This window comes from Aquariibacter albus, assembly GCF_014145335.1.
Taxonomy (GTDB): domain Bacteria; phylum Pseudomonadota; class Gammaproteobacteria; order Burkholderiales; family Burkholderiaceae_C; genus Aquariibacter; species Aquariibacter albus.
On record NZ_JACIVI010000002.1, the window covers coordinates 365,149 to 377,942 of the forward strand.

At 74.4% G+C, this 12,794-nt stretch carries 13 protein-coding genes; 8 read left to right on the forward strand and 5 right to left on the reverse strand.

Annotated elements, in window-relative coordinates; genetic code table 11:
• Positions 1–35 precede the first annotated feature (35 nt).
• The 3 genes from H4F90_RS09145 to hemA form a co-directional block, all read right to left on the reverse strand.
• On the reverse strand, positions 36–938 hold the full coding sequence (locus tag H4F90_RS09145; RefSeq protein WP_182663758.1) for a HemK/PrmC family methyltransferase: 903 nt from the start codon (positions 936–938) through the stop codon (positions 36–38).
• A complete protein-coding gene (gene prfA / locus H4F90_RS09150) occupies positions 935–2,032 on the reverse strand; it encodes a peptide chain release factor 1 (RefSeq protein WP_182663760.1) in 1,098 nt (365 codons plus the stop codon). The genes H4F90_RS09145 and prfA overlap by 4 nt, the downstream gene beginning before the upstream one ends.
• Positions 2,033–2,238: 206 nt before the next feature.
• On the reverse strand, positions 2,239–3,549 hold the full coding sequence (gene hemA / locus H4F90_RS09155; protein ID WP_182663762.1) for a glutamyl-tRNA reductase: 1,311 nt from the start codon (positions 3,547–3,549) through the stop codon (positions 2,239–2,241).
• A gap of 173 nt (positions 3,550–3,722) precedes the next feature.
• Between hemA and H4F90_RS09160 the strand changes: the two genes are divergently transcribed.
• The 5 genes from H4F90_RS09160 to bioD all read left to right on the forward strand — a co-directional run bounded on the left by H4F90_RS09160 (position 3,723) and on the right by bioD (position 7,298).
• The gene (locus H4F90_RS09160; protein WP_182663764.1) at positions 3,723–4,001 is read left to right on the forward strand and encodes a hypothetical protein; all 279 of its coding nucleotides are present in this window, start codon (positions 3,723–3,725) and stop codon (positions 3,999–4,001) included.
• 30 nt (positions 4,002–4,031) lie between these two features.
• The gene (gene queE / locus H4F90_RS09165; protein WP_182663766.1) at positions 4,032–4,676 is read left to right on the forward strand and encodes a 7-carboxy-7-deazaguanine synthase; all 645 of its coding nucleotides are present in this window, start codon (positions 4,032–4,034) and stop codon (positions 4,674–4,676) included.
• A gap of 85 nt (positions 4,677–4,761) precedes the next feature.
• Entirely contained in the window at positions 4,762–5,133 is a 372-nt protein-coding gene (locus H4F90_RS09170; RefSeq protein ID WP_182663768.1) for a 6-pyruvoyl trahydropterin synthase family protein, read from the forward strand.
• Between the two features lie 26 nt (positions 5,134–5,159).
• Complete coding sequence (gene bioA, locus H4F90_RS09175; protein WP_182663770.1) at positions 5,160–6,548, forward strand: adenosylmethionine--8-amino-7-oxononanoate transaminase; 1,389 nt, start codon at positions 5,160–5,162, stop codon at positions 6,546–6,548.
• A gap of 6 nt (positions 6,549–6,554) precedes the next feature.
• Positions 6,555–7,298 carry a dethiobiotin synthase gene (gene bioD, locus H4F90_RS09180; RefSeq protein ID WP_182663772.1) on the forward strand — a complete coding sequence of 248 codons (744 nt, stop codon included), beginning with the start codon at positions 6,555–6,557 and terminating at the stop codon, positions 7,296–7,298.
• A gap of 19 nt (positions 7,299–7,317) precedes the next feature.
• Here bioD and H4F90_RS09185 read toward each other — a convergent pair whose 3' ends face one another.
• Together H4F90_RS09185 and H4F90_RS09190 are read right to left on the reverse strand one after the other, a co-directional pair.
• Positions 7,318–10,017, reverse strand: a complete 2,700-nt coding sequence (locus H4F90_RS09185) for a serine/threonine-protein kinase (RefSeq protein ID WP_182663774.1) — start codon at positions 10,015–10,017, stop codon at positions 7,318–7,320.
• The gene (locus tag H4F90_RS09190; RefSeq protein WP_182663776.1) at positions 10,014–10,571 is read right to left on the reverse strand and encodes an ECF-type sigma factor; all 558 of its coding nucleotides are present in this window, start codon (positions 10,569–10,571) and stop codon (positions 10,014–10,016) included. The genes H4F90_RS09185 and H4F90_RS09190 overlap by 4 nt, the downstream gene beginning before the upstream one ends.
• Positions 10,572–10,716: 145 nt before the next feature.
• On the opposite strand from H4F90_RS09190, the gene H4F90_RS09195 reads away from it, so the two are divergent.
• The 3 genes from H4F90_RS09195 to H4F90_RS09205 all read left to right on the forward strand — a co-directional run bounded on the left by H4F90_RS09195 (position 10,717) and on the right by H4F90_RS09205 (position 12,696).
• Positions 10,717–11,553: a ParA family protein gene (locus H4F90_RS09195; RefSeq protein WP_182663779.1), complete on the forward strand. Its 837-nt coding sequence runs from the start codon at positions 10,717–10,719 to the stop codon at positions 11,551–11,553.
• A 35-nt stretch (positions 11,554–11,588) separates the two neighbouring features.
• On the forward strand, positions 11,589–11,795 hold the full coding sequence (locus H4F90_RS09200; RefSeq protein WP_182663780.1) for a hypothetical protein: 207 nt from the start codon (positions 11,589–11,591) through the stop codon (positions 11,793–11,795).
• Between the two features lie 169 nt (positions 11,796–11,964).
• Entirely contained in the window at positions 11,965–12,696 is a 732-nt protein-coding gene (locus tag H4F90_RS09205; protein ID WP_182663782.1) for a PEP-CTERM sorting domain-containing protein, read from the forward strand.
• The last annotated feature ends 98 nt before the right edge of the window (positions 12,697–12,794 follow it).

A 12,794-nucleotide genomic window follows, 5' to 3' on the forward strand; every position in this document is an offset into this window, starting at 1 on the left:
GGCCTGGAAAACGCCCGGGCTGTGTCGGGCGGTCCTCAGGTCCGGCAGCCGCCCGTGCAGCGCCGGTGCCCGGCCAGGTCGAGGCGGTGCTGCACCTGCTGGAAGCCGGCGGTCCGAAGCAGCGCGGCCACGGCCTCGGCCTGGTCCCAGCCATGTTCGAAGAGCAGCCAGCCGCCGGGCTGCAGGTGGGCGGCGGCGCCGGCGGTGATCTGCCGGATCGCGTCCAGGCCGTCGGGGCCGGAGCTCAGGGCCATCGCGGGCTCGTGCCGCAGCGCGGCCAGGTGGGGATCGCCCTCGGCGATGTAGGGCGGGTTGCTCAGCACCAGCTCGAAGCGCTCGCCGGCCAGTGGCGCCCACCAGCTGCCGAGGCGGGCCTCGAAGCGCGGGTGGGCGGGGGGCGGGGTGGGCCCTGAGGGGGCGGCGGCTTCGGGGCCGCTCGGCCCCCCGGCATCCCGGTCCAGGCCCAGGTGGCGGGCGTTGGCCGCGGCCACGGCCAGGGCGGCGGCGCTGGCGTCCACCGCCACCAGGCGGGCGGCCGGCCGGGCGACGGCCACGGCCAGGGCGATGGCGCCGCTGCCGGTGCCGAGGTCGGCCACCCGCCAGGGGGCCCCGGGCGGCACCAGGTCCAAGGCCCAGTCGACCAGGGTTTCGGTGTCGGGCCGCGGCACCAGCACGGCAGGGCCGACGGCCAGTTCGAGGCCATGGAAATCCTTCGTGCCGAGCAGGTAGGCCAGCGGCTCGCCGGCCGCGCGCCGTGCGAGCTGCGCGGCCCAGGCCGGCGCAGCGGCGCCGAGCGGGGCCTCGTCGTGCGCCATCAGCCAGCTTCGCGGGCGCTGCAAGAGGGCGCCGAGCAGGGCCAGCGCGTCCAGGCGCTCGACGCCCGCCGCACGGGCCGCGGCCAGGGCCTGGCCGACGGTGGTCCCGGTGGGCGGGCTCATGCCACGGCCTCGGCCAGTGCGGCGAGCTGGGCGGCTTCGCGCGCGGCGATCAGCGCGTCGCTCACCGGCGCCAGGTCGCCATCGAGGATGGCGCCCAGCTGGTAGAGCGTGAGGTGGATGCGGTGATCCGTGAGCCGGCCCTGCGGCACGTTGTAGGTGCGGATGCGGTCGCTGCGCTCGCCGCTGCCGATGAGCGCGCGGCGGGTGGCGGCCTCCCGCGCCTCGCGTTCGAGCTTGTCCTTGTCGCGCAGCCGCGCAGCCAGCACGGCCAGGGCCCGGGCCTTGTTGCGGTGCTGGCTGCGGTCGTCCTGGCATTCGGCGACCAGGCCGGTCGGCAGGTGGGTCACGCGCACGGCCGAGTCGGTCTTGTTGATGTGCTGGCCGCCGGCGCCGCTGGCGCGGAAGGTGTCGATGCGCAGCTCGGCCGGGTTCAGGGTGAGGGCCTCGGCCTCGTCGGGCTCGGCCAGCACCGCCACCGTGCAGGCGCTGGTGTGGATGCGGCCCTGCGATTCGGTGGCCGGCACGCGCTGCACGCGGTGGCCGCCGGACTCGAAGCGCATCCGGCCGTAGACGCCTTCGCCCGCCAGGCGGACGATGACCTCCTTGTAGCCGCCCAGCTCGCTGGCACTGGCCGACAGGATCTCGGCCTGCCAGCCCTGGCGCTCGGCATGGCGCAGGTACATGCGCAGCAGGTCGCCGGCGAACAGGGCCGATTCGTCGCCGCCGGTGCCGGCGCGGATCTCCAGGTAGGCGTCGCGTGCATCGTCCGGATCGCGCGGCAGCATCAGGCGCTCCAGCTCGGCTTCCAGGCGCGCCAGCTCGGCCTCGGCGGCCGCGATCTCCTCCTCGGCCATCGCGCGCATGGCCTCGTCCTCGCCGGCCTCGCGGCGCAGGGCCTCGGCGGCGGCGCGGTCGGCGCTGCGCCGGGCATGGCGTTGGGCGCGCTCGACCTGGCCCTGCAGCTCGGTGTGCTCGCGGCTCAGGCGGCGGAAGGCCGCGGCGTCGCGCATCAGCGCGGGGTCGGCGAGCAGGCGGTCCAGGTCGGCCAGGCGTTCGGCCTGGCGCTGCAGGTGCTGGCGCAGCGAGGGTTTCATGGGAACCGGCGACGGAGGAGGCGGGGGCGTCGGGAGGCCCTGCGGGGCGGTGGACAGGGCCGGGCGAGGCCAGGGGCGGGGCACAGCGGGGGAGGGCGGGGCACCCCGCCGGCACCCGGGCGGCGGGGCGGCCCGGGTCGGCGGCCGGCGGTGCAGGCGGGGCCCGGGCGGATCCCCGCGCGCGCCGGGCCGGCCGCGACGCGGCGCTAGGCCCCGTCGCCCTCGGCCGGCTCGCTGCCGCGCGGGCCGCGCAGGAAGAGCCGCGAGACGGTGCCCACCATCTCCTGCCGCTGCACCGGGTCGGCACCATGCAGCTCGGCCATCGTGCCGTGCAGCAGCTTCTGCGTGAGGCCGCGGCTCAGGGCCTCGAGCACGGCCTCGACCGGCTCGCCGCGGGCCAGCAGGCGGCGGGCACGGGCGATCTCGGCCTCGCGCCAGACATCGGTCTGCGCATGCAGGGCGCGGATCAGCGGCGGCACGGTGGCGCGCTGGTCCAGCCAGTGCACGAAGCTCTGCACGCCGGTCTCGATGATGGCCTCGGCCTGGGCCACGGCGGCCTGGCGCTTCTCGCCGGCGCTCTGCACGATGGCCGAGAGGTCGTCGACGGTGTAGAGGTAGACGTCGTCCAGCCGCGCCACCTCGGGCTCGATGTCGCGTGGCACCGCCAGGTCGACCATGAAGACCGGCCGGTGGCGGCGCAGCTTCAGCGCCCGCTCGACCGCGCCCAGGCCGATCAGCGGCAGGCTGCTGGCCGTGCAGGAGACGACGATGTCGAATTCGTGCAGCCGGGCGGGCAGGTCGGCCAGCCGCAGGGCCTCGGCGCCGAAGCGCAGCGCCAGCTTCTCGCCGCGTTCCAGCGTGCGGTTGGCGATGGCCAGGCGCGCCGGCTGGCGCGCGGCGAAGTGGGTGGCGGCCAGCTCGATCATCTCGCCGGCCCCGACGAAGAGCACCCGCGTCTGCTGCAGGTCCTCGAAGAGCTGGGCCGCCAGGCGCACCGCGGCGGCAGCCATGCTGATCGAGTGCGCGCCGATCTCGGTGGCCGTGCGCACCTCCTTGGCCACCGCGAAGCTGCGCTGGAAGAGCTGGTGCAGCGTGCTGCCCAGCGTGCCAGCGCTGTCGGCTTCGCGCACGGCCTGCTTCATCTGGCCGAGGATCTGCGGCTCGCCCAGCACCATGGAATCGAGCCCGCTGGCCACGCGGAAGGCATGCCGTGCGGCCGCATCGCCCTGCAGCAGGTAGCTGTGCGGGCGCAGCGCCTCGCCCTGGATGCCGCCCACGCTGGCGAGCCAGTCCAGGGCCGGCCGGACCAGCGCCGGCTCTGCTGAGCAGTACAGCTCGGTGCGGTTGCAGGTCGAGAGCAGCGCGGCTTCGGCCGGGCGGGCATCGCGCTTTTCGCTGCCCAGACGCTCGCGGAAGGCCTGCAGCGTCGGGCCCAGTTGATCGAGCGTGAACGCGAAACGGCCGCGCAGGTCGACCGGCGCGGTGGTGTGGTTCAGGCCCAGGGCAAAGACGCTCACGGGGCGGATTCTAGAATTTGATCGTGCCTCGGATGGGCATGCTGCGGGCGCCCCTGCATCCGCCCCCCGCGCAGCGACCCGTGCCACCGCCCCGGGCCGCGCGCAGGCCGCCGCCCCCCGGCATCGTGCCCCGCCCCTGTCGTCCCCCCCCTGCCGCCCCTGCCCCCTTCGCGATGAGCCCCGGCCTGGCCCTGCTCCACCTCCTCAACCTGCTGTTGCCCGGTCTGCTGCTGGGGGCGCTGACTGCCGCGGCGGCCAAGCTGATCTGGCGCCGCGAGCTGGCCGACCGGCCCTGGCGCCGCCTGGCCGCCTGGAGCGGTGCCGCCGCCGCCGCGGCCACCGTGCTCGGCCTGGTCCTGCTCGGCCGCGACGGCAGCATGGCGGCCCATGCCGCCAGCGTGGCCGCGGCCGCGCTGGCCCTCTACGCTGCCGGTTTTCGCGCCGGTCGCTGAACCCGCGCAAGCCTGCTGAAGGACCGGCCCGTGGCCTACACCGTCAAGGAAACTTTCTACACCCTGCAGGGCGAGGGCACGCATGCGGGCCGGCCGGCTGTCTTCTGCCGCTTCGCCGGCTGCAACCTCTGGAGCGGCCGCGAGGCCGACCGCGCCGAGGCCGTCTGCCGCTTCTGCGACACCGACTTCGTCGGCCACGATGGCCTGGGCGGCGGCAAGTTCGCCGATGCGGCCGCGCTGGCCGCGCATGTCGCCGGCTTCTGGCCGGCCGCGCCCGGCGGCCACCGTTTCTGCGTGCTGACCGGTGGCGAGCCGCTGCTGCAGGTGGACGGACCGCTGATCGAGGCCCTGCATGCCCAAGGCTTCGAGATCGCGGTGGAGACCAATGGCACGCTCGCCGCGCCGCCCGGCATCGACTGGCTCTGCGTCAGCCCCAAGGCCGGTGCCCCGCTGCTGCAGCAGGCCGGCGACGAGCTGAAGGTCGTCGTGCCCCAGCCCGGCCTGGACCTGGCCGCGCTGGAGGCCCTGCCCTTCGCCAGCCGCCGCGTGCAGCCCATGGACAGCGCCGACCCGGCCGCCCGCCGCGCCGCCGCGGACTGGGCGCTGCGCTGGTGCCTGGAGCATCCGGCCTGGTCGCTCAGCGTGCAGACCCACAAGGTGCTGGGCATCCGCTGAGACGCCGCCAGCCCGGTGCCGGCAGCGGCCGGCCGCCTGCCGGACAATCCGCGCCTCGCCGGCGCCTGCCGGCCGCCCCGTCCCCATGTTCGAACTCAGCCAGTCCTTCTACTTCGAGTCCGCCCACACCCTGCGGCGCCGTGTCGGCGATGCCGCCGAGGAGGCCGGCAGCCGCCGCATCCACGGCCACACCTACCAGGCCGAGGTGGTGCTGGCCGGCACGCCGGATGCCGAGAGCGGCATGCTGGTGGACCTGGCCATCGTGCGGGCCGCGGTCGCCCGCCTGCGCGAGCGCCTGGACCACCACCTGCTCGACGAAGTGCCCGGCCTGGGTCTGCCGACGCTGGAGCGGCTCTGCGTCTTCATCTTCGATGCGCTGAAGGCCGAGCTGCCGCAGGCGGTGGAAGTCAGCGTCTGGCGCGAGCGCAGCGGCGACCGCTGCACCTACCGGCCTTGAGCGTCCGTCCCGGACCCCCCGCGTCCATGGACCTGGCCGAGCGCAGCCGCCGCGCCGTCTGGCACCCCTGCACGCAGATGCAGCGGCACGAGGCCGAGCCCCTGCTTGCGATTGCCCGCGCCGAGGGGCCCTGGCTGATCGACGAACAGGGCGGCCGGCATCTGGATGCGATCAGCTCCTGGTGGACCAATCTCTTCGGCCACGGCCACCCGCGCATGGTCGAGGCGCTGAGCGCCCAGCTGCGAACCCTGGACCACGTGATGCTGGCCGGCCTGACCCACGGCCCGGTCGTCGAGCTGTCCGAGCGCCTGGGCGCGGCCACCGGCCTGGGCCATGCCTTCTATGCGAGCGACGGTTCCTCGGCCACCGAGATCGCGCTGAAGATGAGCGCCCATGCCTGGGCGAACGCCGGCCAGCCGGGCAAGCAGCGCTTCGCCGGACTGGCCGGCGGCTACCACGGCGAGACCGTGGGCGCGCTGGCCGTCACCGACATCCCGCTCTTCCGCGCTGCCTACGCGCCGCTGATCCGCCTGGCCGCCACTCTGCCCAGCCCGGACGCACGCGGCGCGCAGGCCGGCGAGGACGCGCGCGCCGTGGCCCTGCGCGTGGCCGCCGAGATCGACGCCTGGCTGGCCGCGAACGCGCACACCACCGCGGCCCTCATCCTGGAGCCGCTGATCCAGTGCGCCGGCGGCTTCGCCATGCACGACGCCGAATTCCTGCGCCGCGTGCGCGCCAGCTGCACGCGGCACCAGGTGCATCTGGTGCTCGACGAGATCGCGGTCGGCTTCGGCCGCACCGGCACGCTGTTCGCGCACCAGCAGGCGGCGACCCCGGACCAAGCCCTGCGGCCGGACTTCCTCTGCCTCTCCAAGGGCCTGACCGGCGGCGTGCTGCCCCTGTCGGCCGTGCTGACCACCGACGCCGTCTACGCCGCCTTCTACGACCGGGAGCCCGCGCGCGGCTTCCTGCACAGCCACAGCTACACCGGCAACCCCCTGGCCTGCCGCGCCGCGCTGACGGTGCTGGACCTGTTCGAGCAGGACGATGTGCTGGCCCGCAATGCCGCCACCGCCGCGGCGCTGGACGCCGCGCTGGCACCCCTGCACACCCACCCGGCCCTGCGCCATGCGCGCCGCCTGGGCATGGTCTGGGCCTGGGACCTGGCGCCCGAATGGGCCGCCGCGCTCGCGCATGAGCCGGGCGGCTTCGCCGGCGCCTTCCACCGCGCGGCGCGCGCCCGCGGCCTGCTGCTGCGGCCCATCGGCCCCACGCTCTACCTGATGCCGCCCTATGGGCTGGGCGCGGCCGAGATCGCCCACCTGGCCGAGGGCACGCTGGCCGCGCTGGAGGCCACGCTGGCCGGTGCGCGCGCGCCCGACCCCCGGGCGGCCCCGCATGCCCCGCTGCCCTGAAACGGCATGAACGAAACCGCCTCGCTGCCCCTGCGCGCCGCGCCGCCGCCCTTCGCCTGCTTCGTCACCGGCACCGACACCGGCGTCGGCAAGAGCCGTTTCAGCGTCGCCCTGCTGCAGGCCCTGCACCAGGCCGGCCATGCGCGGGTGGTTGGCATGAAACCGGTGGCCGCCGGGGCCGAGCGGCAGGCCGATGGGTCCTGGCTGAACGAGGACGTGGCCGCGCTGCGCGCGGCCTCCACCCTGGCCGTGCCGGCCGCGCTGGACAACCCGGTGGTGCTGCCGATGCCGGCCTCGCCGCATGCCGCGGCGGCGGCCGCGGGCGTGAGCATCACGCTGCCGCCGATCGTCGACGCCTGCCGCGCTCTGCAGGCCCAGGCCGATGCCGTGGTGGTGGAAGGTGCCGGGGGCCTGCGCGTGCCGCTGTCCGACACCCTCGACGGCGGCGACCTGGCCCAGGCCCTGGGCCTGCCGGTGATCCTGGTCGTCGGACTGCGCCTGGGCTGCCTCAACCACGCCCTGCTGACGGCCGAGGCCCTGGCCGCCCGCGGCCTGCACCTGGCGGGCTGGGTCGCCAATGTCATCGAGCCCGGCATGCTGGCCGCCGCGGCCAATGTCGAGCACCTCCAGGCCCGCCTGCCGGCGCCGCTGCTGGCCCACTGGCCCTGGGCGCCGGGCACGCCGCCGCCCGCGCCGGACGTGCGGCCGCTGCTGCAGTCGGGGGCGGGGTGGCCACGCCCCTCGGCCTGAGCGCTGCACGCCCGCCGGCTCAGGGCGCTGCGGCGGGGCCTGGCGGCTGCGGGGGCGTGGCCAGCAGGTCGAGATCGTCCGGGTGGCGCCAGGGCGAGGCCTGCAAGGCCTGACGCAGCACCGCCGCCTCGGCCGTTCGCCCCAGGCCCATGAGCGCCCGCAGCCGGACCGCGATCAATGCGGGGTTGCCGGCGCGCGCACCGTCCTCCGCCAGGCGCAGGCCGTCGGCCCAGGCCTGGCGAGCGTCCTCGGCCCGGCCTTGCAGGGTGCAGGCACGGCCCAGGGCGGCGGCGGCCTCGGCCGCCATGCGCTGGTGCGAGGCGAAGAGCCGCTGGCGGTCCGGCGTATCGCGGGGCAGGCCGTCCAGGAAGTCGCGCACCGCCTGCCGGCCGGCGGGACGCTCGGGGTGCAGCAGCAGGCGCTCGGTCCGCAGCAGGCCGGGCAGCAGGCGTCGCCATTCCACGTCCTGCGGGTCGGTGGCGCCCTGGCCGCGCGCCAGGATGGCCTCGACCTCGTCGAGCCGCGCTTCGGCCGGGCCGGGGGCGCCGTTCAGGCGCAGCAGCCGCGCGTCATGGATCAGGGCAACGGCGAGTTGCCAAGTGTTGTAGAGGCTCGCGGTCTCGGCGGCAATCAGGCTGCGCAGCCGTGCGATGCCGCGATCCAGCGCGTCGCGGGCCGCGGGCAGCTCGCCCAGCTCGCTCAGGTACTGCGCGGCGATGGCATCGGCGCTGGCTTCGAGGTAGCCGATGCGCAGGTCACGCTCGGCCTGCGGCTGCCGCCGGCTCAGTTCGGGGATGCTGCGGGCCAGGGCCAGCGCGCCGCGGAGGTCGCCGCTGGCGGCCCGGGCGCGGCTGAACCAGCCCCGGCTGTGGGCGACGTAAAGCCACTGCTGGGGCAGGTCCTCGGCCAGCTTCAGCAGCATCTGTTGGGCCTCCTCGTGCGAAGCCAGCGCCGCGGGCAGTGCGTGCTGCTCCATCAGCACGATGCTGCGGTTGGCCAGCGAGCTGACCGCCGCATCGCGCAGGCCCAGGTGGTCCGGATGCAGCTTCAAGCCGTCCTGGGCGAGCCGCAGCGCCTGCTCGATGGTGGCCGCCCAGCGGGCCAGGTCGCCACGCTGCGAGGCCAGCCAGCCCAGACGGTCGATGCTGAAACTGTGGGCCGCCACGCGCTCCGGCGCTTCGGGGGCGTGCTCGAGCAGCATGCCGGTCGTCTCGGCGGCCGCACGGCGGCTGCGCTCGGCCTCGTCGAGCCGGCCCCGGTCCTCGGCCAGGTCGCCGAGCATCTGCAGCACGGTGGCCTGGCGCAGCAGGTCCTCGTCACGCTGGCGACGCGTCGGCTGGTTGGCGTAGTAGGCCAGCACCTTGCTGCCCACGGCATCGAGCACGTCGAGCCGGCCGACGCCTTCCAGCCGCTCCCGCAGGTCGCCCAGCATGAACTCCAGCAGGCTCTCGGCCTGCTGGCGCTGGCGGTCGGCCTCTTCGGCCTGGCGCAGGGCCAGGCCGGCGCTGGCGATGAGCAGCAGGCTGGCGACGCTGCCGGCCAGCACCGCCCAGCGGTTGCGCTGCACGAATTTGTGCAGGCGGTAGGCCGCGCGGTCGGGGCGGGCGCGCACCGGCTCCAGGTTCATCCAGCGACGCAGGTCGTCGGCGAACTCGGCAGCGCTTGCATAACGTTCGGCCGGGGCCTTCTTCAAGGCCTTGGCGACGACGGTTTCCAGGTCGCCACGCAGCAGTCGCGCGCGCCGGGCCGCGGCCACCCCGCCCTGGCGCAGCACGGTGTCGGACAGGCGCCGCGGCGTGTGCTCGACCACCGCGCGCAGCCGGTCCAGGGTCGTGGCGGTGGGCGCAGGCGTCGGGTGCTCGCCGCTCAGCAGGGTGTAGAGCAGCACGCCGAGCGCGTAGACGTCGGTGGCGGTGGTGACTTCGCCGCCCTGCAGCTGCTCCGGCGCCGCGTACTGCGGGGTGAAGGCGCTGCCGGCCTCGCGTGTCAGCTCGGTGGCCTGCGCGGGGGTCTCGGCATCGGCCATCAGCTTGCCGATGCCGAAGTCCAGCAGCTTCACCTGCCCCTGCGCACTGACGAGGATGTTCGAGGGCTTGAGATCGCGGTGCAGGATCAGACGGCTGTGCGCATGGGCCACCGCACTGAGCACGTCGAGGAACAGCCGCAGCCGTGCCGGCAGGTCGAGCCCGAGCTGCTCGCAGTGCTGGTCGATCGGCCGCCCCTCGACGTGGTCGAGCACCAGATAGGGCTGGCCGTCCGGACCGACGCCTGCGTCGATCAGCCGCGCGATGTGGGGATGGTCCAGCCGGGCCAGCAGCTGACCCTCGCGGGCGAAGCGCTCGGCCTCGCCGCGGCTGCGCAGGCCGGTGCGCAGGCGCTTGATCGCGACGCGGCCCTCGTAGCGGCCATCGGTGCGGCGGGCCTGCCAGACGCTGCCCATGCCGCCTTCGCCCAGTGCGTGCTCGAGTGTGTAGGCGCCCAGGATCTGGCCGGGCTGCGGGCCGCTGCCGCCGAGGGCCGGGCGTTCGAGGAAGCCGTCGGCCTCCAGCCTGGCCAGCGCGTCCAGCATGCCGAGGAGCTCCTCGGCCAGCGCAGCCTCGCCCCGCTGTCGCAGCACGTCCAGGTGGGCGGCCTGCGCGGCCGGATCGAGGTCCAGCAGCGGGTCGAGCTGCGCCGAGAGCTCGGCCCAGCGCGCGGGATCCGGGCGGGGCGGGTTCAAGCGCGCAGCGACATCGCGAGGAAGAGCCGTGCCTTCTGCCAGTCGCGCTGCACGGTGCGCTCGGTCACCCCGAGGCCGGCGGCGACCTCGGCCTCGGTCAGGCCGCCGAAATAGCGCAGCTCGACGACCTGGGCCTGGCGCGGGTCGAGCGCAGCCAGGCTGTCCAGGGCCTCGTGCACGCGCAGCAGTTCCTCGTCCTCGGCCCGCAGCTGATCGGCAAGCTGGGTGTCGAGGGGCAGATGCTCGACATCCCCGCCGCGGCGTTGCGTGGCCCGGCTGCGGACCAGGTCGACGACCACGCTGCGCATGGCCCGGGCCGCGTAGGCAAAGAACTGCTTGCGATCGCTGAACTCGGGCGTGCCCTGGGCCTGCACGCGCAGGAAGGATTCGTGCACCAGGGCCGTGGTGTTCAACAGCGTCATGGCCCCCGCGTCGCGCACCCGGTGGCGGGCGAGCTGGCGCAGTTCGGCGTAGAGCTGGGCGTAGAGCCGCTCGGCGGCGGCGGGGTCGCCTTCGCGCGCTTCGCGAAGCAGCAGGGTGAGGTCGGCGGCCATGGGAGGGACAACGTCCGGGGCGTGGCCCTGGACGCAACAGTCTAGCGGCCCCCTACTTTGGGGGTGGCTGTCGGTTTCCCTCCCAGGATCCCGTTTGAGTGATCGAGGGCAGCCGCCGGCTGTCCGCCTTCAAGGAGCAGGCGCCATGGACAAAGTCATGCAGGCCGACCGGATCGCCTTGTATCGCCGGCTGGGGCTGGGTGAGGCCGGCCTCGTCGGCCGGCCGTTCACGGCCCGGCTCGATCCGCCGCATCCCGCCGCCCCGGCCGCGGATGGCGAGCGCGTGCCCCGCGTGCTGCTCCACAGCCTGCAGGGGGGCGTGGGTTCGAGCACGCTGGCCGTCGGCCTGGCCTGCCAGTTCGCCCGCGCCGGCCTGCAGTCCCGCCTGCTGGACCTGGGGCGGCAGAACCAGGTCAGCTTCTACTTCCAGGAGATCGAGGCCTTGCCGAATGCGGAGGCCGCCTGGCTCGACGGTCGACGCTTCGGTCGCCGGCTCGGCGTGATGTGCCCCCCCGCCGGCCGCGAGATCGACCTCGATGAACAGGCCCGGCAATGCATGGACCTGTTCGGCGACCCCAGCGACCGCAGCTTCCTGGTGGCCGACCTGCCGGCAGCCGGCCACGCCCGCTGGCCTGCGCTGCTCGGGCAGGTCGATCTGGCCGTGCTGCCCCTGCGGCCCGATCTGTTCGCCCTGCAGGCGGCCGACCGCTTGCTGCGCGCGGTGGAGGCGGCGGGGGCGCCCGCGCTCTTCGTGCTCAACGGCTTCGATCCCGGGCTGCGTGCGCACCGCAGCGTGCGGCAGGCCCTGGCGGAGATGCTGGGCCCCCGTCTGCTCGACCCCTGCCTGCCGCACGACACCGGGCTGGCCGACCGGCACATGGCCTGCGAGCCGCTGGAGGCCGATCTCTACCGCAGTCCGGGTTTCCAGGCGCTCTACGCCCGCTGTGCGCTGGCGGCGATGCGGCGCCTGGCCCATTCCTGAATCCGCAGGGGCCGCAGCAGCCCTGGCACCATGGCATGCAAACCACCTTCCACGCCCTCATCCTGACCCTTCTGCTGGTCGCTGCACCGTCTTCCCGCCGCGCGGAGCCGGCCGCCCCGCCGACGCATGCCAGCGCGGCTGAAGGGCCCTCCTCGCCCGAAGAGGGCGGCGAATCGATCGGCTTCCTGCTGCTCGGCCTCCTAGCTGTGGGCGCTCGCGGGTTGTTCAGGTCGCGGTCCTGAGGCGCGAATCCGACAGCCCCCCGGAACCGGGGGTGCTCTGCCTCCATCCGCGGGCCTTGACCGTAACCAGCTGTGTAAAAGTAAAGATTACTGTCGAGTCGCAGTGCTGTTTTGATCGGAAAGCACGCCTCGACCTTCCACACATCACACCACCTCACCGAGCCTGCCCATGACACATGTCCGTTTGTTTTTGGTCGCTTTGCTGGGACTTTCGGCCTTCACCTCGGCTCAGGCCGCCACCACCACGTACAGCAGCCGCACCGCTCTTGAGGCCGCGGCCGGCGTCGTCACCCTGCAGGACTTCAACAGCTACACCAGCGACATCGACTTCCGCAGCAGTGCCTACGACTTCGGCGACTTCTCGGTCCGGGGGGTGGGCGACGGGCAGCAGGCCGACAGCGGCGCCCCCCGCAACTACCTCGACGCGCCGGCCTTCACCCCGGTCAACATCCTGGGCACGCTGCCGGTCTTCAACACCACGCACCTGAACCTGCTGGTCAAGTCGCCGTTTCCGCTCACGACCACGTCCAAGGTCGTGTTCGAGTTCGATTCGCCGCTGGTGGCCTTCGGCGCGAACCTGGCGGGCATCAACTCCCTGCTTGGCTCGGGGGTGAAGATCCAGATCGACGGCGTGGATGTCTCGTCCCAGCCGCCCTCGACCGCCGGCCAGCCCAGCGACATCCAGTTCTTCGGCTTCACCTCGACCACGGCCTTCTCGAAGGTCGAGTTCCTGAGTGACGGCAACCTGCTCGTGCCCCATGTGCCTTTCCTGCTCGACAACCTGGTCTACGCCAAGGCGGCGGTGCTGAGCCCCGTGCCCGAGCCCGGGACCTACGCCCTGATGCTGGGGGGCGTGGGTCTCCTGGTGGCCCTGCGTCGCCGCGGCGTCCGCCGCGCCTGAGACGGCAGCCCGCCCAAGGCCGCGTCGCGTCCTCGGACGGCCGCGGCCGTCCGCCCCGCCCCGCCTCGGCGGGGCTTTTTCATGGTCGGCTCGACAAT